This window comes from Paenibacillus profundus (assembly GCF_021369635.1).
Classification (GTDB): domain Bacteria; phylum Bacillota; class Bacilli; order Paenibacillales; family Paenibacillaceae; genus Paenibacillus_B; species Paenibacillus_B profundus.
Genome location: NZ_JAJNBZ010000018.1, coordinates 1 through 21281 on the forward strand (window position 1 = coordinate 1; position 21281 = coordinate 21281).

Below are 21281 nucleotides of genomic sequence, written 5' to 3' on the forward strand. Positions count from 1 at the left end.
TTTTATTGCTGAAAGTCCTTGTGTAGCAAGGGCTTAGATTACTGCAAAATGCTCATTTAATTGCTCCCTGTTCTACCGGAATTTCAGCCACGATAATTTTATCGATGTTCGTATTATAGATACGGACTTCTGTTATCGGTTCGGTCAACGTTGCATAGCCTTCTTCTGCAGCATAGAGTCCGACCGCCGCGAGCAAATTTCCGCAAGTTACTTTATAATCGATCACATTTTTTTCGAGGCTGACTTGACCAAAGGTATAATCGATGTGGGCCTTCGGTGTTGAAGGAGGCCCAATCAGCGCAAGCTTGCTTGTGAGGCTGGTCCCCCCGCCCAACCCATCGATCTGGCTGCTGTCCGGGCTTCCAAACATGCGCAAAATGATTTGATCCCGTAACGCGGAATCTTGCGGGAGATCACATCTGCGTAATATGAGCCCTTTGCTTGTCCCCCCTCGCATAATCACAGCTGGTATTTTCACCAATTGTCCGAAGCTATACATTGAAAATCACTCCTTGCCTCTATTCGAATTCTCTCGGAATCCGCCGAGCAGTGAATAATTGACTTTTCATTTTAAGTGTATTACTGTATTTGGAATAAATAAAATATTGATGTTTTATTAATTTCAATAATTTTTTTCAATATCTAAATGGAGGTGCTGTAAGATGGAGGATAAAGATTGGCTCATATTGGAGACGCTGCACAACGAACAAAACATCACCAAGGCGGCTGCGCAGCTCTACATTTCTCAACCTGCATTAACTTATCGGGTTCAGCAGCTAGAAAAAGAATTCGGGATTAAAATTGTAAATCGGGGAAGAAGAGGAATTCAATTTACGGCTCAGGGCGAATATCTTGTCAAATATGCGAAAGAAATGCGGCTGCAATTGCGGCAAACCAAAGAACACCTATGGAATATGGATAATAAGGTAACGGGAATCCTTCGGTTAGGGGTCGCCAGCAATATTGCCACTTATATACTTCCTGCCATTCTTAAACGATTTCTAGAACAGTATCCAGATGTGGAAGTGAGGGTCATGACGGATTGGAGCTCGGATCTCGTTCACTCCGTGTATAGTCAACATGTGCATATCGGAATGATTCGGGGAGATTACGATTGGCCGGATGATAAGCACTTAATGATGGAGGAGAACATATGCATCGTTTCAAAACACGAAATTCATCTTCACGATCTGCCCAACCTGCCAAGAATCAATTATAAAACGGAGCCTTCGCTGCAAAATATGATAGACCTGTGGTGGAAGGAACGGTATTCGCAACCTCCGAGCATAGCCATGGAAGTCGACAAAATGGAGACAGGAAAAGAAATGGTGTTGAACGGACTCGGATATGCCATCTTGCCGACTATCGTGCTCGGCGGTCAAGAGGATTTATACAAAATTAATTTGACATCCAAGCATGGTGTTCCATTAAAACGGAAATCATGGATGATCTACAAGAAGGAATCGCTTTATCTATCTCTAATGAAGGAATTTGTTGATTTCATCAAAAATCTTGACTCGGAAGCACCAAGAAGAAGATAAGGTGACAAGCGCACAAGCTCTTCTTATATCTTCTTCTTGGTCTTTAGCTCAATCGTTGTTAACAATTGCGGATATCGGCCGGGCTTGCTTGAGCGGCTCGCCGCTATCTGCGTCGCTTTCTAATTCGTCCAAGCTGCGCTTGTTCGTTTTGGGACCAAAGCTCAATGCCATAGCCGAACCAATCCAACAAAGGGATATTAAGGTGAATACACTAGAGCTTCCAAACCCGAGGATCATAAAGCTGATGAGCACCGGGCCAAACACATTAGAGAATCTCCCCAATCCGTAAGTAAGTCCATAACCCGATGCACGGATATGTGTAGGATACAATTCCGATGTATACGTGTATAAATTGGAGGAATACGTTCTCTCAATCATATTTACCAAGAACCCGAACACAATCAGGAACACTGGATTTAGGGTCGTGCCATACAAAAACACGGAAATAGCTATAAAAAACATATCTCCATCCGTGGGGGCCTAAGGAAATGAAGCAAGTCGAAATCCATCCGGTCACTGGAATGCCCAATAAACCAACGACAAGTGCGATGCCCTGGAATTTGCCGCGGGAAGCGGAAGGAAAAAACTCACTGATATAGGTGCTCGAATTGATCAGTGCCGCCGACACTCCCACACCGGTGAAAAAACGGAGTATTCCGAGTATAACAGGATTCCATGCCAGAGCCGTAATCATAGAAAATATCGAAAAGAATAACGTCATTATGATGATGGCCCGCTTCCTTCCGAATCTATCCGCGAACCACCCGCCAAATACCGAACCAATGAACATCCCCAGAAAGGAGCTCGACGTAACCCAACCAATCTCGGTGACCGACATCCCCCATTCTTTTTTCAATACGGGAGCTACGAAAGAGAATGTATTCAAATCTGCATACTCAAAAAAATAAATAAACGCAAGCGCCATTAACGTCTTTCGATGAATCGAACCAATCGGCAGACGATCCAATCGGCCGGATACATTGGTACCGCTTTCAATTGGCGTGATACGCAAAAGCTTCCACCTCCGAATTGTATTTCCTACCTAATTTCCAAGCACACATTATACGGTTTGAGCTCGCGGCATCAGCTGATTGGTTACACTATAGCACGATTTATGATATAGAAAAAATCAATCTTTTATATCATTATTGATAATTATTTATTATTTCAAATTCAATCGAATCCGTTCTGCTTCGGGATGCTTGTCTCTATTTCCTTAACCTGACGCAAACACACCGCATTTTCTTTTGAAGCAAGGCATTGTCTCTTCACCGTGAACGAAATGTTACGTTCGTGCAGCAGTGACGCGTTCAGACTGACGGTGATTCATATTATCCGCCCCTTTGCTCCATTCTTCCCTTTCATCAGGAGGCGGCACGCCCAAGGACGACTCTGTTTTACTCCCAGTATAACGGGCCGCTTCACGGCATGTAATACTAACGCCATGCCATGCGCCTTATCTTCAAACATTCTCCCTTCTGACTGCATGGGAGAATGGAACTAAGGGCCATTATACGGAAGACCGACTCTACAATATGAAAAAACCGCCACCGCAATAAGCTGCGGCGACGGCTTGACCATCCCTAATCATTCCTTGTCTTCATCATCTAAAGAAGCCAAATATTGTGCCGTCATACGATCACGCATGCGGCCTTTTTCCTTCAGCCGTTCGATCGCCGGTTGAATGAGCAGATCGACTTCTTTTTGCACCGTATAAGCCAAATCATATCGGTCCTGTTGCTCTAAATAGCCCCCGACTTCCATTAAAGCATTGTAACGCTCCAATTCATCGCGGGTTAAGAGCCCGCGCACTTGCACGCTGCAGTGACGCATGGCTTAGAAGAATTTCCCTTTGCGAAGCGCAAGCGAGATGCCTCCGACGATGAACAGCCAGCGGATGTCGATGATTTTCTTAAGCTGAGCAGCCCAGAAACCTTTCAGCTTTTTCTTGCCAACTACGCCGATTGCTTCGCCTTTACCCAAGGAAGCTACCGTACCTTTGTTGTGGTATTCGAATTTCTTTAGCGGTTGGTTGCGAATTGAAGCCACGATGTTGCTTGCGCACACCGGACCTTGCTGCATCGCCATTTGCGCCGTTGGCGGGAACGGGCGATCGTTCTCCGAATTAATCATCAGCGAGTTATCGCCGATAATAAAGATATTGTCATGTCCCGGAGCGCGCAAATGTTCATCAACCTTCACGCGGCCGCGCATCGCTTCAAAGCCGGCTTGTTCAATCAGACGGTTGCCGCGGATACCCCCGGTCCATACGACCGTAGCCGCTTTGATTTCTTCGCCAGTAGCAAGCATTACACCTTCAGGAGTACATTCTTTAATCGCAGTGGCGAGCTTGAAGGTTACGCCCTTCTTCTTCAGCACATCCATCCCGTATTCTACCAATTCCGGATCAAATCCCGGAAGGGCAGACGGCGCCGCTTCGACATTGTAGATATTAACCAGTTGCGGATCCACATCGAACTGCTTGCATAGCTGCGGAACACGGTCGGATAATTCGCCTACGAATTCAATTCCGGTAAAGCCCGCGCCGCCAACGATGAAGTTCAGACGGTCCTTGCGTGACTCGTCCTGCTTGTAAAGGGCGAATTGATGCTCGATATGCTCACGGATAACGCGAACAGAGTTGATGCTACGAATGCTGAACGCATACTCGCCAAGTCCTGGAATACCGAACGTCTCCGGCTCTCCGCCAAGACCGATAACCAAGTAGTCATACGACAGCGTCCCGTCTTCAAGAATAACCTTCTTATCTTGAATGCGGATTTCTTTGACCGTCGACTTGACGAAATCAATTTTGAACTCATCGATTAGCTTCGAGATGGACACTCGAGCGTTGTCGTAAGAGTCCGTTCCGGCAGCCGGCATATGCAAATGAGTCGTAAAGTAATGATAGTCATGCTTGTTGACTAACGTTACGTCCGCTTCATTATAGTTCAATTCCTTTTGCAAGCGTTGCGCTGCCATGATGCCACCGTAACCCGCGCCCAGAATTACGATTTTAGGTATGTTGCTCATCGTATATGCTCCTTCCAATCAGGTAAATCATTTTGTGTCGGTTCCTTATCCTCTCGGTTAAGCAACTTTAGTTCCTCATACTCCGTTTATCCTCATCAATCATTGCGCAGTTGTGAAAAACTCCACAAAAAAAAACATAGCTTGCCTATATCTCTCTCTATGTGATGTTATACAAATCATCAACCAAACACAACGTTATTATGAACTATTTACCTTAAAACAACCCGTATACTCTAAGATAAAGCGTGTATGGTCATCAATTTGTCCAACATCGACAAATTCTCGACAATTTGTATACAATTCACATGCAATGATATCGAGTTTCCAGCTAAATTACAAGCACCTTTTTAGCTGTTCCCCATAATGTAAGCGGTTTAATTAAATTTTTTTCTAGCTTGCACATTCTGGGAATTTTTCGAAAAGTATAGTTTCCTTCTTGCTCCACTAGGTTTATAATGATAGATGTGCCTAATTACACAATGACCATAATCACATGGTCAGACATCGCCATTGGAGGTGCTCTGCTTTGAATTCGCAACTTACATCGCAACAAGATGTAGTAGATATTTTAATTATCGGGGGCGGTCCTGCCGGAATGTTTGCCGCATTTTATGGCGGCATGCGCCAAGCTTCCGTTCGCCTTATCGAAAGCATGCCGCAGCTTGGCGGACAACTGGCTGCGCTTTACCCAGAGAAATACATTTACGACGTTGCTGGCTTCCCTAAAGTAACCGCACAAGAGCTCGTAAATCAATTGAAACAACAGATGGACCATTTCCATCCGGACGTACGCCTGGAAGAGAAGGTGCTGCGGGTAGAGAAACGTGACGAGCGACTGTTCGAAGTAACAACAGATAAAGGAGTCCACCAAGCGAAGGCGGTCATTATTACAGCTGGAGTGGGCGCTTTTGAGCCTCGCCGCTTGGAATTGCCTGATGCAGGGCAGTACGAAAAGTCAAATCTGCAATATTTTGTCAGTGACCTGCAGCAGTACAAAGGCCAACGCGTACTCATCAGCGGCGGCGGCGACTCTGCCGTAGACTGGGCGCTTATGCTTGAACCGATTGCGGAGCAAGTAACGCTCATTCATCGTCGTGACAAATTCCGTGCGCACGAGCATAGCGTAGAACAGTTGATGAACTCCAAGGTTCAAATATTGACGCCGAAAGAGATTACGCACCTTCACGGTGAAGCCGGCCGCATCGAACGCGTTACGATTGCGGATATGAAGACGAAAGAAACGCTCGACATCGATGTCGATGCCGTCATCGTTAACTTTGGTTTCGTATCGTCCCTCGGCCCAATCTCTGAATGGGGTCTCTCGATTGAGGGCGGATCCATTGTGGTCGATTCCCGTATGGAAACAAATATTCCAGGAATCTTCGCAGCGGGTGACGTGACAACATATCCTGGCAAGCTGAAGCTTATCGCCGTAGGTTTCGGCGAAGCTCCAACGGCAATCAATAACGCCAAAGTGTACATTGATCCGACAGCGAAGCTTTCTCCGGGACACAGCAGCAACATGAAGATGTAACGAAGTCTGCCGACAATAATTTTAATATCATGATAGAACGAAAGAAAGGGTATCCTACTCCTACATCTTTATCTAATGGAGGCGGATACCCTTGTTTCATGTTTGTCCACTATGCAACGGCATAATCAGTCCTGTGTTTCAATGTCCGAACTGTTTGAACCCAGCTATCGACAGCGGCAAACTAGAGGATTATTTGGGACCTTACGCCCCCTATCAACCGGATGACCTATCCGAAGCTCACTTCACAATGCAGGCAGACGGTTCTACGAACAAGTTATGCTTGCATATAGTGTACTGTGAGCATTGCCATACCATGATGCATATCAATGGAATGGCGTGGGAGTAAAGTCACGGCAAAGCTCCGGTCATTCTATCTGCGTACCGGCTTCTGGAAGAGGGTCGGATGAAGGCGGCGTCTTCGAATTTCCTTAAGCAGCAAAGAGATGAATTCATGATCCAATTGAAGCTGGATTGCTTGCTCATAGGAATCCATAAGCAGCTCATCGGAAAGCAAAGCCATCTCAATCACAACCTTTCCTAAATGTTTCCTGTCCGTTCTCATCATAGCACGGGTGCGAAAAATAGAACAAGCGTTTCCATTATCCACAGGTGGTTGTGGAAAAATTGTGGTTAAATTGTTGATAACCGTCGAAAATCGTTCTGGCCCAATGGGGATGATGTGGATAGTATTATTCACACCCTTTTTTGGTGTGTCTATAATAAAAATCTTTAATCAAATTGCCTAGCACAACAAATGGAATCTATCATATAGTAATAGCAAAATAGATTTACATGACAGCATCGTTATTGTGGACGCGTATTTACTTCAAATATCCAAATTCGGCCTGAGCGGTCGATACCGTAATCAAACCCGAGCTGACCGATCCCCGGATATTTCCCTTCCAAAATACTTGTGCACATTCGGGTCAACTGCCGCATTTCGCTTTTTTTCGATCGAACTCGACCACTGGATAGCGAACGTCCGATGCCCTGAGCCGCAGTAAGCATCGAGCCGCCTTTGCATAAGTTCGTCACAAACAATCCTTTCCGCGCCACTCTTCCTACCATGGAGCGAAATACCCATTTTCCGTTCTTCTTGACGACTTTGACGCGATAATCGATTGGGCGCCCGCCGACTGCTGCCAACTGAATACCGCGCTGGATCAAATACGCTCGCTTTCTCTTCACAGAAGCTAACGAACGCATCAAGGCGTCGAAGTCGTTAAAAGAGCGGGTACGCGACATATACGTATGCCGGTAGGTCGCTCCTTCCTTCGTCACTTTAATAACCCCCGCCCCGCCGCCGCCCACGACCGGCTTGATGACAACAAACCCGTACTGATTCAGCATTTGGTGCAAGTTGGATGAATTATAAATGCGTGTCGCCGGAATATGAGCGGCAGCGCGAGCGTCCGATAATAGCGCCTCGGTCTTGAGCCACTTGCTCGCCAGTTGTCTGCTTTCCATGCGTGCATCTCCTTTCATCATTATACTTATACATACTCAGAGGCCTTTCACTATTCTTGTATGATTGTCCACGGCTTCTGCCTTATTTTAATAGACTAGAGTAGAGTGAGAAGTAATGATGCTTGTCTTTTCCAAGTTTCGGATGGTATCGTATAAGATGAATGAAAAATGATGAGTTACGCATTTATGAAGATGGGAGCGACCGTCATGACTACCGCAGCTGTATTTGAAGTGTTATATTGGGTAGCCATTGTATCCATGTCCGTTGTGTTAGTACTCGTGAATGTTGGAATATTGGCGATCGGATTTCAATTTTGGAAGAAGCATAAGCGAGTTCTTGGGATAGGATGCTGGCTCTTCTCCCTATTCTGCTTCTATCTTGTCTCCATCATGATCAATAAGACGTTTATGTAGCTACGTTCCGAAATCCTTGGTATCCGCTTGCGGGTGTCAAGGATTTCGTTCGTTATAACCGCTGCCGCAGGCGGATATCATAAGATTGTATTCCTCAGGAGGTTGTAACCTATGAAAATCAACGTTCTAGTGGCAGACGACGATCCGAATATTCGCGCATTGCTGCGCCTCGTTCTCGAATCGGAACAGTATCACGTGTTCGAAGCGGCCGACGGACAGACGGCAGCAAAGATATTGGAGCACGAGACCGCGCATCTTGCGATCGTCGATGTGATGATGCCGGTTAAAGACGGCTGGGCGCTTTGCTCCGAAATTAGGGCGTCATACGATATTCCCGTCATTCTACTGACCGCCTTGGGCGAGCTGGAGGATAAAGAAACAGGCTTTGCCGCAGGAACCGATGATTATGTGGTCAAGCCATTTGAACCGAAAGAGCTGCTCTTCCGCATGAAAGCTTTGTTGCGAAGATATCAGATTGTATCCGATTCTATGATCCGCTTTCCGCATACCATTATTGACCGACAAAGCTATACCGTGATGGTGGACGGGCAGGAACACGTGCTGCCGCGCAAAGAATTCGAGCTGCTCGCCCAAATGGCCGCCTATCCTGGCCGCATCTTTACACGCGATCAATTGCTCGATTGGATCTGGGGCAGCAACTACGAGGGCGACGTCCGCACGATTGACGTACATATCAAGCGGCTGCGTGAACGCTTCCACGATAGCAGCAGTGACTTTCATATCGTCACCATTCGGGGATTAGGATACAAATTGGAGGTACGTGATGCATGAACACGTTATATACGCGCATTGTCCTGTTTTCCGTCGTGATCGTGCTTGTTAGCTTTGCCTCCGCATTTTTCGCAGCTAATTTTGCATACAGCCACACTCTAACCGAAAATTACGAACTTAAAATGGAAAAGGTCGGGGCTGCGCTATCTAAGCTCGGCGAACAGATGACCAACAGCCCTTCTTCTGTCGATGAACTGCTCGATTCATTGTCCAAGCTCGGCTATCAGCTCTATGTCATTGACGAGGCCGGTCACATCAAGACATATGGAAGGGCGTTCGATGACGTATCGTTGACACCCGAAATTATCGACACCGTGTTAAAGGGCGGAACCTATCAAGGCATGCGCACCCACAAGCAAAACTGGTTTGTTCCAACTGTGTTTGAGAACCGTCTCGAGCTAAGCTACGGAACTCCAGCCGAGCTCGCCGGAGAAAGACATGCCTTGTTCGTGCGGCCGGATATGGTGCAGCAGACCGAAGAAGTGCGTATATTAGTCGCTGTACTGCTCATCGGCACCTTTGTCATTAGCCTTGTTCTCATTGCCATCAAGACCCGCTATCTCGTACGACCTCTTCATCGGCTTACTGACGCGACGATGAAGCTGGAAAATGGAAACTACGACGTTCAACTCGACATTACACGCAAAGATGAAATCGGTGTGCTAGCGCGCAGATTTACCCGCATGGCTGCCGTACTGGGACAGGTGGACGCCATGCAGAAGCAATTCGTGGCGAACGTCTCTCATGAGATCCAATCTCCGTTAACCTCCATTCGTGGCTTGGCCCGACAACTGTTGGATCACCCGCTCCCGCCGGAGCAAGAACGGAAGTATTTGCAGATTATCGATGATGAGAGCTCTCGGCTGTCTGGTCTAGGGCGACAGCTCTTGACCCTCGCGGCGCTGGAGAGAGGGAAAGAAGCGCTGAAGCACGCCCCCTTTCGGTTGGACGAGCAGTTGAGACAAATCATTATCGTGCAGGAGCCTCAATGGGGCGAGAAGAATTTACAGCTGAATCTGGAGCTTGAAGAGGTCGTCATTCATGGTGATCCAGGTCTGCTTCATCAAGTGTGGAGCAATTTGTTGAGCAATGGGATCAAATTCACTGAACCCGGAGGCCAGCTCCATATAAAATGTAGGAAACTGCTGCATGAAGTAGAGGTGATATTTTCGGATACGGGTGAAGGAATCCCCGAAGAGGCGCTCCCCTATTTATTTGATCGTTTTTACAAGTATGACAAACGAAAGGGAAATGCCCACGGAACCGGACTTGGGTTATCAATCGTGAAACGAATCGTTGAATTGCACGAAGGAACCATTCGCGCGACAAACAATACCGGCGCGGGAGCGGCATTTTCGGTCAGGCTTCCGGTAAGGGAGATATGAAAGACACGGCTGTTAGAGACATTGTAACAGTCCATTCATCTTCAGTTCACAGTTCTCGATTATACTCGCTACAAGCGGTACATAATCGCATTAATTGAAAAGGAGATCATCACGTTGAGAAAACTATATGTAACTTCTTTTGCCTACGCTATTCTCGGCTTAGTGGCGGGTATCTTTTTTCGCGAGTTTACTAAAATAAACGAATACACGGCCTACACGACACTCAAACCGCTGCATACGCACATTTTGGTGTTAGGATTTATGTTCTTTCTCATTCTTACGCTGCTCGCCAAAACCTTCCGCGTCCACGAAACACGCTCGTTCGGTCCATGGTATTTCGTATATAACGGCGGTCTCATTGTTACCTTAATCGCTATGACAGTCCGCGGCGTCTTACAAGTAAACGGAACGGATATGAACGGATTAAATCACATCGCGGGCTTGGGACATGCCATACTTGGCGCTTCTATCATTTGGTTTATGGTGCTGCTCGGCAAAAAAATAAAAGAATAGCGACATAACTGCCCACTGTCGAATAGGAAGCTTCGTAAGTAAGTAATTCGAACTGTGGATTATTTCAGGAGAGGGGGCATCCCCTCTCTTAGCTTGTCTCATCCTCCATTGGATTTATCCAATGAAATAGCATGTAAATCTCTGTGCAGGCAGACTTCATTGGAATTTATCTAATCCATTCACACTCATTTCGCTGCGTTCGCTAAAAACAGCTAATTCCACTGTACAAAATACAGTCCACGTGCCGTTCGACCGTCCAATCCGTACATTTGACTGCATATTTTCCAATGGGGCTTACTTAGAAAAATAATTCATACTATATAAGTTGAACTATTGAATTTCTTGTTCAGAGTTTGATACAGCTTCGTTACTTATCTCAAGATATTGGAGAGGCGGTACTCTTTCCGTTCGGCGTTTCCGATCACTCTCCCCTCCGCTCAGCAACAACGATTCCAGCATCGCCCAGACGCTCTATGGTGTAGTCGAACGGTTGATGTAATATTGGGAGGAGCGTCTCCAACTGTAGGCGTTGTGATATAAAGGTGATGTTGCTGCATTGTCTGAGAAGCAATGTTACTAGAGACATGTATACCAAAGTTAAGCTCACCATACGGAGGGATGCCCCTTCTGAACGAGAGGGAGAGTGGAGAGAAGAACGTGACAGCGTATCGTTTATAGCACAACCATATGCTATTCAAAATAAAGACCTCTCTAATGATTAATTCAACATTAACCATTAGAGAGGTCTGTCATTAACAGTGCTAGCTTAATCGTCGCATTTCTCCGCCTTGCCCTCATCCTTCGCCGTACGGAAGCTCGAGCCGCACCCGCATGTGGCGATGGCGTTCGGATTGTCGATAGTAAATCCGCCCGACATCCCGGATTCTTTAAAGTCAATGACGAGGCCATTCAAATACGGCATGCTTTCTTTATCAATGACGATTTTCATGCCGCTCACTTCCATATGAACGTCCGCTTCGTTCTCTTCATCATCAAAGCCCATTCCGTATGAGAATCCGCTGCAACCGCCTGGGCGCACGCCTAGACGCAGGAACAAACCCGCATTTTCTTCTTGAGCCATCATTTCTTGTATTTTTTCAACCGCAATATCGCTGATTGTAATCATTCTAATCCCTCCTCGTATTTCTAAGTATAACCATCCAGCTTGGCAGATACAAGAGAACGAAGTTGATGGAAAATCCACCCTTCTAGATCCTCACATGTATTGCCCCATCTGATAGGCAAGAGTATAATGGAAATGACTAGCTAATGTGATACGTCTCACTGCAATCCTCCGACGGAACGTCTCCGCCGCGGAGTTTTTATTTTGTTTGGAGACCGAAAACAAATACCGGACATGCTTCATAGTGTCATTCGCAATGTTGCCACTAGCAATGCAAGGCATGAATAACAAAGGAGGCCTGTGTATGACCACAGTCATGATACGACATGCGGATGCCCGCATGGCTGCAATCGCGGATAAAGTTGAACGCGGTGAACGTTTGACGCTGGAAGACGGCGTATATTTATACGAGACAGACGATTTGTTAACCTTAGGTCAATTGGCCAACCTTGCGAATCTGCGCAAGAACGGCAAAAAAGTGTATTTTATTGAAAATATGTCGCTCTACTTTACGAATGTCTGCGAAGCGCACTGCGCATTCTGCAACTTCCGCCGTGATCAAGGCGAAGACGGTTCGTACACGCTGTCCGGACAGGAAATGATTGACTTCGTTGATCAGCACATTCATCCTGACGTGCGTGAATTCCACATTGTAGGCGGACACAACACGCACGTTCCGTTCCAATACTATGTGGACTCCTTGCGTATCCTGAATCAGACTTATCCGAATGTGACGCTCAAGGCGTATACTGCCGCAGAAATTGATTTCTATACCCGCATCAGCGGCTTGAGCATTGAGGAAGTGCTGCGCCAATTGATGGATGCGGGACTTCAATCCTTGACGGGCGGCGGCGCTGAAATTTTGTCGGACGAGTACCGCAAGAAGATGCGTGTTGAGAAGGCCGGCGTAGACCGTTATCTGGAGGTGCACCGCACCGCGCACCAGCTCGGCATGAAGACACACACGACGATGCTGTACGGCGCAATCGAATCGCATGAAGATCGTGTAAGCCATATGATCAAAATTCGCGAACTGCAGGACGAGACGAACGGATTTCTCGTATTTATTCCGCTCTCCATGCAGCCGAAGAGCCCGAAGGCGAGCATTAAACGCCGCAACTCGGCGTACGAGGACTTGAAGACGATCGCGATTAGCCGTCTCATGTTGGATAACATTCAGCACATTAAAGCGTATTTCATTAATATCGGGACACAGCTTACCCAAGTGGCGCTCACTTTCGGCGCTTCGGACGTGCATGGCACTATCGTGAAGGAGCGAATCAGCCATGCGGCAGGCGCGCTCACTCCAGAAGGCTTGACACGCGATGAGCTGATTTGGCTGATCAAAGGGGCAGGTCGCATTCCGGTAGAGCGTGATACGTTCTATAACGAAGTGAAAGTGTACGAGTAATTACTAATTTTGATTTTTAGTGTTCAGAATTAGGATATAGAGATAGAGGAACCTGATGTCATTATTGGATAGACAACGTAAGAATCGGCAACCTAGACAGACAGTGGGGCCATACGACGTACTCGCCGCTAGCGGCGGCACACATCTTTCTAACATATTCGGCATCATGGGGGGAAGTCGAAAGGATGAAACGATACGTCATTTTAGGAGGCGGCTACGGAGGTTTGGCCATCATCGGGCGTTTGCTTGAGGGCGAGCTGCCTTCTGATGTACAGCTTGTATTGGTTGACCGTATGCCCTATCAAGGTTTAAAGACAGAATATTATGCACTGGCTGCCGGGGCGGTGTCGGACATGGAGATTCGCGTTCAGTTCCCGAGCGATCCGCGTGTACACATCCATTATGGCAACGTGCAAGCGATTGACTTGGACGCGCAGCTTCTCCATTTTAGCAACGACGAGCCGCTCAGCTATGATCATCTGGTCATAGGACTCGGCTGTACTGACAAATACCATAATATTGAGGGTGCCGAGCAGTTCGGCAACAGCATTCAATCGCTTGCGAGCACAAGACGCACCTATCAGCTGTTGAATGACATTAAGCCTTACGGACAAGTCAACATTGTCGGCGGCGGTCTAAGTGGGGTTGAACTCGCTGCGGAACTGCGCGAGAGCCGAGCTGACTTGAACATTCGCATTTTGGACCGCGGTGGGCGCGTGCTGTCCTCCTTCCCGGAGAAGCTCTCGCGCTTCGTGTCCGGCTGGTTCAATGAACGCGGGGTCGAGCTGCGTTCCCATGTTAACGTCAGCCGTTTGGAAGACGGCGTTATCTACAATCGCACCGATGATGGGGAAGAAGAAATTCATTCTCACGTGACCGTATGGACCGCAGGCATTCAACCAGTGGAAGCGGTACAGAAGCTCATTGTACCGAAGGATCCACAAGGGCGAGTTATCATTAATCCGTACCATCAAATTCCGGATTATCCGAACGTGTATGTCGTCGGAGACTGTGCAAGCTTGCCTTTCTCTCCGAGCGCGCAAGCGGCGGGAGCCCAAGGCGAGCAGATTGCTCACGTCATGCGGGCGATGTGGCAGGGAGAAACGCCGAACCTTGGTAAAATTAAGCTGAAGGGTGTCCTCGGCGCACTCGGCAAGAAATCCGGATTCGGCGTTGTTGGCAAACGTGCCGTCGTTGGTTATGTGCCTCGTGTCATCAAAAGCGGAGTATTATGGATGTCCAAGCATCATAAAGGATAAACAAACAAGGGAGCAGCGACGTCAATCGACGTCCAACTGCTCCCATGCTTGTAGTTCTTCAATTTTTGCCATAATCTTATTATATAGCTCCTCAGCGGTTTCCGCTGCTACGATCTCTCCGTTGACATAAGCGAAAGGAAACATATAACATTCTCCACAATGGCCGAGACACCCATACTCCAGAACGTCATATTCTGGATTCTGTTCGAAGCGCTTCATAACGCTATCTGTTCCATGATGCATATTGTTGACGCAGAATTCTATGATCGGTCGCATTGACTTTATCCCCTTCTTTCATCTTGCGCCTTTGAATTCAGTTAGCTTTATAATATAATAAAAGCAGCATGGATGAAAGGAGTTGGCAAAGATGAGCGAAAATACACAAGTCGGCATGTACGACGAAGTGCTGGAAGTGTTAGATAAACTGCGCCCGTTTCTGCAACGTGACGGCGGCGACGTTGAATTGGTCGACGTTGAGGACGGTATCGTAAAACTGCGCTTGATGGGCGCTTGCGGCAGCTGCCCTAGCTCCACCATTACATTAAAAGCGGGTATCGAACGCGCTTTGGTGGAAGAAGTGGAAGGCGTTAAGGAAGTTGTTCAAGTATTTTAATTGAGAAGAGGCTGTATGCAAGCGGCAGGTTGCCGCTTGTTACAGCCTCTTTGTTTATACCGATGAGATTAGGAGATATGCGTCCCGGCTGTTCCTGTCAGAGCCAGAGCGGCATCTTCAAGTGAACATATAATGGCGTGTTTGCCCTGCTCCGCAAACGAAATGGCCGCCTCCATCTTCGGTCCCATACTGCCGGTGGAGAAATGCCCCTCCCCGACATACCGTCTCGCTTCACACGTACCGACATGTCCTAGCGCCTGCTGTTCCGGTTTTCCGTAATGAATAAACACATTCTTCACATCGGTCACCATCATAAAAATATCGGCGTTCGCTTCCTGAGCCAATTTGCGGCCGCTGCGGTCCTTGTCGATCACCGCTTCGACGCCTTTAATCGTGCCATCCGCTTCTTGGACAACGGGTATGCCGCCACCGCCGGAAGCAATGACAATCACCCCGCTCTCCACAAGCTTCATAATCGTCTCCGCTTCCAAAATGGATTGCGGCTGCGGCGAAGGAACGACGCGCCTCCACCCCCGGCCCGCATCTTCCCGCATGTTCCAGCCTTTCTCCCGCATCATTTGCTTGGCTTCTTCTCCGCTGTAGAAGGTGCCAATCGGCTTGGTCGGATGCCGGAAGGCTTCATCTTCCTGAGACACCTGCGTTTGCGTCAGCACACTGACGACCTGCTGTGGCAATCCCCGCTTCCGCAGCTCATTCTTCAAGCATTGATCGAGCATATAGCCGATCAATCCTTGAGACTCCGCGTTGCACACGTCTAACGGAAAAGGAGGGACAACCTCTTTCGCTTCTTCATTTTGCTGCAAAATCAACCCCACCTGCGGACCATTGCCGTGCGTAATTACTACTTCGTAGCCCTTTTGCACGATATCGGCAATAACTTCGCTGCTGCTGCGTACATTTTCAAGCTGGTTCTCATAGGTTGCTTCTTGATGAGGCTGCAAAATGGCGTTGCCCCCCAATGCAATCACAACTCGTTCTGACATATTCATACCTCCTTAGGGCTATGATGGCATTGGCGATCCCGAATGCCGTATCAATCCCGGAGCTGTGTCCGGTGTGCAGCAATTGTGCAAGCTTGGCTTGAAAATGAGATGTATCTTCCGTAATCATCGCGTTCAACACCTGGGTTACTGTGTCGCTGAATCGGCCATGCAGCGCATGGAGCAAATAAGCTTTGCTTACATCCGTCGTGATGGCTTCTCTTTCCACAATATGACGCAAGATGGTCAAAAACGCTGGATGAAAAGCTTCGGTTAACCTATGAACGGCCAACAATCCGACAAGAAAGTCGTCGCCCGATGGCGTCAATCCTTTCCCGCGCCCGAGAAAATAGCGCAAATGCGACTCAATGACTCGGACTTCCCCGGAAAGCAAGGCGTCAAGCAGTTGTTCCGCATGCTGTACCGTGACGTACTGCGGGTCATCTGGCATATAATCATGCGCGAGAAAGCGGTCCCATTCCACATCGAGTCCGGTCGGCACACCCCAAGAGAGACATGTTTCCATAAATGAACAGACGTGAAATAAATCACGATTCATCCGGTAACGCTCGGCACGGATTTCATTGCGGAACGGCACGGCTTGAGAAAGATCAAGCGTAAGCGGGTATGTTGGATGATGAAATTGAATGATGTCTGGCGTCCCGGCAATGACGTCGTTGCGCCTGACATAGAAGCGCAGCCTTCTCACGCTCTCTTGTCCCATATGAATGCCGAAGGGAAGTCTGCCGTTCTTCGCCGTCCCGACAAATACTAGCGCGTCTCCCATAGCCAAGTTGATGCCGTTCTCGAATATGCTGTGGACGTAGCCGCTCGGCCTTCGGGAGAGGAGTGCCGCAAGTTGAGCGTGCATCTCCTCCCCCATGAGACACGACGTATACAGCGGTGCGCTACAGAAGTCCGAGCTTGGACGCATAAGCTTCAAGCGCTTTCTCAAAGCATTCGACAGGCGGACGGACCGTACCGGCGCCAATCTGCCCCACCCCCGGCTCCTTGTGGGCGATACCGGTATTAATGACAGGCATAATTCCTGTTTCCACTACCTTCCGGGCATCGATACCGAGGCAAATGCCACGGAAGTTCCAGGTCGGGACCGTAAAGTTCGGGTTCTGGTCGATTGAAATTTCGACCATTTCGTTGCTCGTTGCCAAGGCATCTTGAAATCCCCCGGCGCCGACAAACCGCGTAACGCCCGGCGCGGCAATCATTGCCATCCCTCCGACGCCGAATGTTTCCGTAATGGCGCTGTCGCCGATGTCCGGATTGGCGTCTGCTTGCGAATATCCGGTAAAGAAGAGCCCTTGCGGCGTGTTTACGGGTGCGGTAAACCATTCGTCTCCCATGCCGCTGATGCGGATTCCGAAGTCTCTTCCGTTCCGGCACATGGCGGTGACGACCGTGCCTGCTTCGATCGTGCGGGCGCCATCCATCACGGCCTTGGTCGCTGCCATCATAATGTTCAAGAAGAACTGATCGGTGTCCGCCAAAAATTTGATAACGTTCCGCATCTCTTGCTTATCCATATCGAGATTGACGATATAAGGGCTGATTTCTTTCAAAAAGACGAGCGAAGCGGCAATGTTGCGTTGATGGAATTCATCTCCCATCGTAATCGCCTTCGCGATCATGACGTTCAGGTTAAGTCCTTCCTTCGTCGCCTTGAGCGCTCGGGAAAGCACCGGACCAAGCACGTCCTTCATCCATGTCAAGCGGGTGACGACCTCTTCCGAATAGGCGCCGAAGCGCAGCACCTTGCCGATGCCTTCATTCATGATGCAGTAAGCCTCATTGCCTTCGGAACGGTTATTGACTACGAATACTGGCATATTTCCTGATGTGATTCCTCCCATAGGGCCGACTGCCTTGACATGGTGGCACGGGATGAAATGGATGTCGCCCCGTTCAAGCATGCTGCGGGCCTCCGTTTCATCCTTCGCCCAGCCCTCGAATAAAGCGGCGCCTACGCATGAGCCTTGCATCGGACCCGTCATGTCCTTGTATGCTATCGGCGGACCCGCATGCAGCAGCGTCTTGCCTTCCAACTCCGGAATGACGGTGCGTGCCGGCACCACATCGACGAGAAACGGCGTTCCGCCGGCAATTTTATCAATAACCGCCTGATTGGCTTCATCAATTGTCTGATATTTCATATGAGATTCCCTCCCGGCTGTTCATCCGCGACGTCGATAGTTCATCGTTGACGCGGTTAATTCGCAGTTGATTCACAGTTAATTCGTAAACCGGTAATCGTTCAACTGGCTTAATATGCGCTGCATCTTTACGCTGCCGCCCGCAACCGGCCTCCAATCGTACTGGATCGCCTTGGCACCGCTTGCAGTAATGGCTTCCGTAAATTTCTGCAAGCCCACGTTAATGACGGACGGCTTCCCTCCAAGCAGCGCTTCGACTGCGGCAGATGCAGAGAACCCTTCGGAGATAGTCGTTGCTGCTGGACGGTGCGCCTTCGGCACTTCTTCGAGGCCGAGCTTCATCATGGCCAGCACGGTGCGTACCGCTTGATTGTTGCTCTCTTTGACAAGTACGCCCGCCTGTTCGAACTTGCGCTTCTGCTCCTCATAAGACTGCGGATCTTGACGAGTGCCGCACAGAGCGGCCACAAAGTAGAGCTTGCGCCCCTCCGTCTGTGCCTTGGCTGCCGCTTTCTCGATAGCCGGCGCCAGCACACTCGCCATGTCGTCATGGCCACCGTACCCCAGTACGACGTCGAACAATATAACCGCCGTGGTTGGGTCTTGCGCAGCCTTCTCGATATGCTGAATCCGAGTAGCCGGATCGATCATCGGATGCGGCTTGCCTTGCGTGTACATATCGTCGCCCAAATCAACTATGGCATGACCGTTCGATTTGAGAACATAACCCGCTTCATGAATAAGCCCGTCCTTCAGTTGAAGCGCATCCGCGATGAGCATGGCCGCTTCGGCAGCCAATGTGCCGCCGGCATACAAGCCCTGAATCGAGGTCTGCCCCGGATTCAATGCTGCCTCCGGCACTTCGAGCGGTAAGCTATATAACGGTTTCACTGCGGCGCCTTTGGCCAGATCGACCGCAATCATCGCCGCTTCCTCCAACGTATAGGCTTGATAGACATTCCCTTCATGCGCGGCGGGTTTCTCTCCGAGGAAGAGCGTGACCACCGGCTTGGACAGCCCTTGCAGCTGGCCCACAACCTTATCGCGCACCGCCTTGGCCGGTGGCTTGGATACGATGACAATCACTTCGGTCCGGTCGTTGTGCGCCAGTCCGCAGATACCGTCCAGCATCGTAATCGCCCCGACGGTTTCCGAGAGGTCACGTCCTCCGGTACCAATCGCGTGACTGATGCCGCCGCCCATGCGGTCGATCAGCGTCGTCACCTCTTGAATGCCGGTGCCCGATGCGCCGACGATGCCGATATTGCCCGCTGTCACCCGGTTCGCGAAGGCGAGCGGAACGCCTGACAAAATACCCGTACCGCAATCGGGCCCCATCACGAGCAGCCCTTTTTCATGCGCCTTCCGTTTCAGACTCAACTCTTCTTCCACCGGCACATTGTCGCTGAAGACGAAGGCATGCAGGCCGTGATCGAGCGCTTTTCCCGCTTCTGCCGCCGCATATTGGCCTGGTACCGAAATGATGGCCAGATTGGCATCCGGGCTCTCCTTCAGCGCGCGCTCCCACGAGCGGACGCTCTCGATTGCGGACTGGCCGCTGCTGACGGATTGGTCGCTTAAAAAGCTGTCAACGGCAGCGAGAATATGATCCAGCTTGCCTTGCGCCTCCGCATCGATGACAATGCACATGTCGTTGGCTCCAGCCTGCTCCAGCTCACCCGTATACAATCCGGAATTGCGCATAATGTCCTTGTTGGCCGGCGTTCCCATCATGATGGACGCTTGCGTTACGCCTTCAAGCGCAGAAATATGATTGGTCAGAAGCATCAAATTGACTGAATCTTGATACGAATTTTTTTTAATGATCGTATGCAGCATTCTGGTTCACCTCTGGTTGTCCATTTTTATTGTAATGACATTCCTGTAATGCACGTGTTACGTGGCAAAGGGATCTTTATGATCGTAAGTGTTGTTATGAACGACATCGGACGCGAGATAGTCATATACCTCATCTACAATCTCAATGCCGTTAGCTTCGTTCTCCTGCTCGATCAGGTCATAGTTCTGCCCCGGGTAGAGAACGCGCTCGAAGCCAGGCGCTGGATTGATGCCGTTCAGATCACGCATCGTCTTCGAAATGTTGCGCCGGAATATTTCTAAATCGGTAAAAAAGGACGGGTCAAGCACAATATGAAGCTGTCCCAGATTCCGGCCCTCGGTCAGATCGTGGTACATTGAGCTTACCTGATTGCCGAATGGCAGACCGAGCAGAATGCCAGACAGCACATCGACCATCATCATCAACCCGTACCCTTTCGGGCCTGCAATCGGAAGCAGCGCGTGCACTTGAAACGGGTCACTCGTCCTCACGCCGCGTTCATCCACCGCCCACGTATCCGGAATCGTCTCGTGCTTCGAACGGGCGTGTAGAATCTTCCCCCAAGCTTGGACGGTAGTCGCCATATCGAAGGTCATGATCGTGCTTCCTTCACCAGGAGCAGCGAAGGCAATCGGGTTCGTGCCGTAGTAGGGTTCGGCCCCTCCAAAAGGCACGACCATCGGATCGGATTGGCAGACAGAGATGCCAATTAGCCCTTCCCGCGCCGCTTGCTGCACATAATAGGACAGCGATCCGCTATGCCCGATTTGTCTTACCCCAACCACGGCAACGCCATGTTCCTTGGCAATATTCACTGCCTCTTCCATCGCCTGCTTAGCCGCGACATGCCCAGCGCCGTTATCCCCGTCGAACACGGCGGAGCACGGCCCTGTCTTCTCGAACGTAAAGCGAGGATTTACGTTCGTTCCGCCTTTCGCAATGCGTTCCGCATAATATTCGACCCGCATGGCGCCGTGCGAGTGGACGCCGCGGACATCAGCATGAACGAGCACGTCCGCCACTATATCCGCATGATCGACAGACAATCCGGCACGGGACAATTTTGTTCGGATAAGCTCATGCAGTTTCTGTTTGGTTACTCTCATGTCAATTCCCTCTTTGCATGTATTCCGCCTTCTGCCTGCTGCTGGACCGAGCTAGGTCTGGCCAGCAACAGGAAGCGGTTG

23 protein-coding genes are annotated in these 21281 nt (G+C 49.4%); 9 read left to right on the plus strand and 14 right to left on the minus strand.

What is annotated here, in order from left to right; all coding sequences use genetic code 11:
* Positions 1–52 precede the first annotated feature (52 nt).
* Positions 53–499: a PrpF domain-containing protein gene (locus LQV63_RS19205; RefSeq protein ID WP_233697946.1), complete on the minus strand. Its 447-nt coding sequence runs from the start codon at positions 497–499 to the stop codon at positions 53–55.
* 163 nt (positions 500–662) lie between these two features.
* On the opposite strand from LQV63_RS19205, the gene LQV63_RS19210 reads away from it, so the two are divergent.
* Entirely contained in the window at positions 663–1541 is an 879-nt protein-coding gene (locus LQV63_RS19210; protein ID WP_019423730.1) for a LysR family transcriptional regulator, read from the plus strand.
* Positions 1542–1589: 48 nt separating this feature from the next.
* On the opposite strand, the gene LQV63_RS19215 is transcribed toward LQV63_RS19210, so the two are convergent.
* The 4 genes from LQV63_RS19215 to LQV63_RS19230 form a co-directional block, all read right to left on the minus strand.
* The gene (locus LQV63_RS19215; RefSeq protein ID WP_233697947.1) at positions 1590–2003 is read right to left on the minus strand and encodes an MFS transporter; all 414 of its coding nucleotides are present in this window, start codon (positions 2001–2003) and stop codon (positions 1590–1592) included.
* Positions 1912–2553, minus strand: a complete 642-nt coding sequence (locus tag LQV63_RS19220; RefSeq protein ID WP_233697948.1) for an MFS transporter — start codon at positions 2551–2553, stop codon at positions 1912–1914. Before LQV63_RS19220 ends, LQV63_RS19215 begins: the two co-directional genes overlap by 92 nt.
* A gap of 575 nt (positions 2554–3128) precedes the next feature.
* A complete protein-coding gene (locus LQV63_RS19225) occupies positions 3129–3374 on the minus strand; it encodes a hypothetical protein (RefSeq protein WP_019423733.1) in 246 nt (81 codons plus the stop codon).
* Between the two features lie 3 nt (positions 3375–3377).
* Positions 3378–4574, minus strand: coding sequence for an NAD(P)/FAD-dependent oxidoreductase (locus tag LQV63_RS19230; protein WP_019423734.1), 1197 nt, complete (start codon positions 4572–4574; stop codon positions 3378–3380).
* Between the two features lie 493 nt (positions 4575–5067).
* Between LQV63_RS19230 and LQV63_RS19235 the strand changes: the two genes are divergently transcribed.
* A complete protein-coding gene (locus tag LQV63_RS19235) occupies positions 5068–6108 on the plus strand; it encodes an NAD(P)/FAD-dependent oxidoreductase (RefSeq protein ID WP_407672944.1) in 1041 nt (346 codons plus the stop codon).
* A 370-nt stretch (positions 6109–6478) separates the two neighbouring features.
* Here the strand turns inward: LQV63_RS19235 and sda are convergent, their stop codons facing one another.
* Both sda and LQV63_RS19245 read right to left on the minus strand, forming a co-directional pair.
* Positions 6479–6628: a sporulation histidine kinase inhibitor Sda gene (gene sda, locus LQV63_RS19240; protein ID WP_019423736.1), complete on the minus strand. Its 150-nt coding sequence runs from the start codon at positions 6626–6628 to the stop codon at positions 6479–6481.
* A 284-nt stretch (positions 6629–6912) separates the two neighbouring features.
* Complete coding sequence (locus tag LQV63_RS19245; RefSeq protein WP_233697949.1) at positions 6913–7575, minus strand: YheC/YheD family protein; 663 nt, start codon at positions 7573–7575, stop codon at positions 6913–6915.
* Positions 7576–7743: 168 nt separating this feature from the next.
* Between LQV63_RS19245 and LQV63_RS19250 the strand changes: the two genes are divergently transcribed.
* The 4 genes from LQV63_RS19250 (at position 7744) to LQV63_RS19265 (ending at position 10679) form a co-directional block, all read left to right on the plus strand.
* Complete coding sequence (locus LQV63_RS19250) at positions 7744–7989, plus strand: hypothetical protein (protein ID WP_233697950.1); 246 nt, start codon at positions 7744–7746, stop codon at positions 7987–7989.
* Between the two features lie 111 nt (positions 7990–8100).
* Positions 8101–8781, plus strand: coding sequence for a response regulator transcription factor (locus LQV63_RS19255; protein WP_233697951.1), 681 nt, complete (start codon positions 8101–8103; stop codon positions 8779–8781).
* Complete coding sequence (locus tag LQV63_RS19260; RefSeq protein WP_233697952.1) at positions 8778–10166, plus strand: sensor histidine kinase; 1389 nt, start codon at positions 8778–8780, stop codon at positions 10164–10166. Before LQV63_RS19255 ends, LQV63_RS19260 begins: the two co-directional genes overlap by 4 nt.
* 114 nt (positions 10167–10280) lie before the next feature.
* Positions 10281–10679, plus strand: coding sequence for a DUF2871 domain-containing protein (locus LQV63_RS19265; protein ID WP_233697953.1), 399 nt, complete (start codon positions 10281–10283; stop codon positions 10677–10679).
* Positions 10680–11445: 766 nt separating this feature from the next.
* Here LQV63_RS19265 and LQV63_RS19270 read toward each other — a convergent pair.
* Positions 11446–11805, minus strand: a complete 360-nt coding sequence (locus tag LQV63_RS19270; protein WP_019423742.1) for a HesB/IscA family protein — start codon at positions 11803–11805, stop codon at positions 11446–11448.
* A gap of 301 nt (positions 11806–12106) precedes the next feature.
* Between LQV63_RS19270 and mqnE the strand changes: the two genes are divergently transcribed.
* Together mqnE and LQV63_RS19280 are read left to right on the plus strand one after the other, a co-directional pair.
* Positions 12107–13213, plus strand: a complete 1107-nt coding sequence (mqnE, locus tag LQV63_RS19275; RefSeq protein WP_233697954.1) for an aminofutalosine synthase MqnE — start codon at positions 12107–12109, stop codon at positions 13211–13213.
* Positions 13214–13398: 185 nt separating this feature from the next.
* Positions 13399–14472, plus strand: coding sequence for an NAD(P)/FAD-dependent oxidoreductase (locus tag LQV63_RS19280; protein ID WP_233697955.1), 1074 nt, complete (start codon positions 13399–13401; stop codon positions 14470–14472).
* Positions 14473–14493: 21 nt separating this feature from the next.
* Here the strand turns inward: LQV63_RS19280 and LQV63_RS19285 are convergent, their stop codons facing one another.
* Complete coding sequence (locus tag LQV63_RS19285; protein ID WP_019423745.1) at positions 14494–14748, minus strand: YuzB family protein; 255 nt, start codon at positions 14746–14748, stop codon at positions 14494–14496.
* A gap of 91 nt (positions 14749–14839) precedes the next feature.
* Between LQV63_RS19285 and LQV63_RS19290 the strand changes: the two genes are divergently transcribed.
* Positions 14840–15085: a NifU family protein gene (locus tag LQV63_RS19290; protein WP_019423746.1), complete on the plus strand. Its 246-nt coding sequence runs from the start codon at positions 14840–14842 to the stop codon at positions 15083–15085.
* A gap of 68 nt (positions 15086–15153) precedes the next feature.
* On the opposite strand, the gene arcC is transcribed toward LQV63_RS19290, so the two are convergent.
* The 5 genes from arcC to allD form a co-directional block, all read right to left on the minus strand.
* Positions 15154–16089: a carbamate kinase gene (arcC, locus tag LQV63_RS19295; protein ID WP_233697956.1), complete on the minus strand. Its 936-nt coding sequence runs from the start codon at positions 16087–16089 to the stop codon at positions 15154–15156.
* Positions 16019–16957: a DUF2877 domain-containing protein gene (locus tag LQV63_RS19300; RefSeq protein ID WP_267934114.1), complete on the minus strand. Its 939-nt coding sequence runs from the start codon at positions 16955–16957 to the stop codon at positions 16019–16021. The genes arcC and LQV63_RS19300 overlap by 71 nt, the downstream gene beginning before the upstream one ends.
* A 37-nt stretch (positions 16958–16994) precedes the next feature.
* Positions 16995–18254, minus strand: a complete 1260-nt coding sequence (locus LQV63_RS19305) for a YlbE family protein (RefSeq protein ID WP_233697957.1) — start codon at positions 18252–18254, stop codon at positions 16995–16997.
* Between the two features lie 78 nt (positions 18255–18332).
* Complete coding sequence (gene fdrA, locus LQV63_RS19310) at positions 18333–20093, minus strand: acyl-CoA synthetase FdrA (RefSeq protein WP_233697958.1); 1761 nt, start codon at positions 20091–20093, stop codon at positions 18333–18335.
* 57 nt (positions 20094–20150) lie between these two features.
* Positions 20151–21200, minus strand: coding sequence for an ureidoglycolate dehydrogenase (allD, locus tag LQV63_RS19315; RefSeq protein WP_233697959.1), 1050 nt, complete (start codon positions 21198–21200; stop codon positions 20151–20153).
* Positions 21201–21281 lie beyond the last annotated feature (81 nt).

Bases quoted from the DNA above. Each gene is read 5' to 3' on its own strand.
- LQV63_RS19270 (WP_019423742.1), bottom strand. From the start codon at position 11,805: ATGATTACAATCAGCGATATTGCGGTTGAAAAAATACAAGAAATGATG.
- LQV63_RS19305 (WP_233697957.1), bottom strand. From the start codon at position 18,254: ATGAAATATCAGACAATTGATGAAGCCAATCAGGCGGTTATTGATAAA.
- LQV63_RS19250 (WP_233697950.1), top strand. From the start codon at position 7,744: ATGATGAGTTACGCATTTATGAAGATGGGAGCGACCGTCATGACTACC.
- LQV63_RS19280 (WP_233697955.1), top strand. From the start codon at position 13,399: ATGAAACGATACGTCATTTTAGGAGGCGGCTACGGAGGTTTGGCCATC.
- LQV63_RS19245 (WP_233697949.1), bottom strand. From the start codon at position 7,575: ATGGAAAGCAGACAACTGGCGAGCAAGTGGCTCAAGACCGAGGCGCTA.
- LQV63_RS19260 (WP_233697952.1), top strand. From the start codon at position 8,778: ATGAACACGTTATATACGCGCATTGTCCTGTTTTCCGTCGTGATCGTG.
- fdrA (WP_233697958.1), bottom strand. From the start codon at position 20,093: ATGCTGCATACGATCATTAAAAAAAATTCGTATCAAGATTCAGTCAAT.
- sda (WP_019423736.1), bottom strand. From the start codon at position 6,628: ATGGCTTTGCTTTCCGATGAGCTGCTTATGGATTCCTATGAGCAAGCA.
- LQV63_RS19300 (WP_267934114.1), bottom strand. From the start codon at position 16,957: ATGCACGCTCAACTTGCGGCACTCCTCTCCCGAAGGCCGAGCGGCTAC.
- allD (WP_233697959.1), bottom strand. From the start codon at position 21,200: ATGAGAGTAACCAAACAGAAACTGCATGAGCTTATCCGAACAAAATTG.
- LQV63_RS19210 (WP_019423730.1), top strand. From the start codon at position 663: ATGGAGGATAAAGATTGGCTCATATTGGAGACGCTGCACAACGAACAA.
- LQV63_RS19235 (WP_407672944.1), top strand. From the start codon at position 5,068: ATGGTCAGACATCGCCATTGGAGGTGCTCTGCTTTGAATTCGCAACTT.
- LQV63_RS19230 (WP_019423734.1), bottom strand. From the start codon at position 4,574: ATGAGCAACATACCTAAAATCGTAATTCTGGGCGCGGGTTACGGTGGC.
- LQV63_RS19290 (WP_019423746.1), top strand. From the start codon at position 14,840: ATGAGCGAAAATACACAAGTCGGCATGTACGACGAAGTGCTGGAAGTG.
- LQV63_RS19205 (WP_233697946.1), bottom strand. From the start codon at position 499: ATGTATAGCTTCGGACAATTGGTGAAAATACCAGCTGTGATTATGCGA.
- LQV63_RS19285 (WP_019423745.1), bottom strand. From the start codon at position 14,748: ATGCGACCGATCATAGAATTCTGCGTCAACAATATGCATCATGGAACA.
- arcC (WP_233697956.1), bottom strand. From the start codon at position 16,089: ATGTCAGAACGAGTTGTGATTGCATTGGGGGGCAACGCCATTTTGCAG.
- LQV63_RS19225 (WP_019423733.1), bottom strand. From the start codon at position 3,374: ATGCGTCACTGCAGCGTGCAAGTGCGCGGGCTCTTAACCCGCGATGAA.
- LQV63_RS19215 (WP_233697947.1), bottom strand. From the start codon at position 2,003: ATGTTTTTTATAGCTATTTCCGTGTTTTTGTATGGCACGACCCTAAAT.
- LQV63_RS19255 (WP_233697951.1), top strand. From the start codon at position 8,101: ATGAAAATCAACGTTCTAGTGGCAGACGACGATCCGAATATTCGCGCA.
- mqnE (WP_233697954.1), top strand. From the start codon at position 12,107: ATGACCACAGTCATGATACGACATGCGGATGCCCGCATGGCTGCAATC.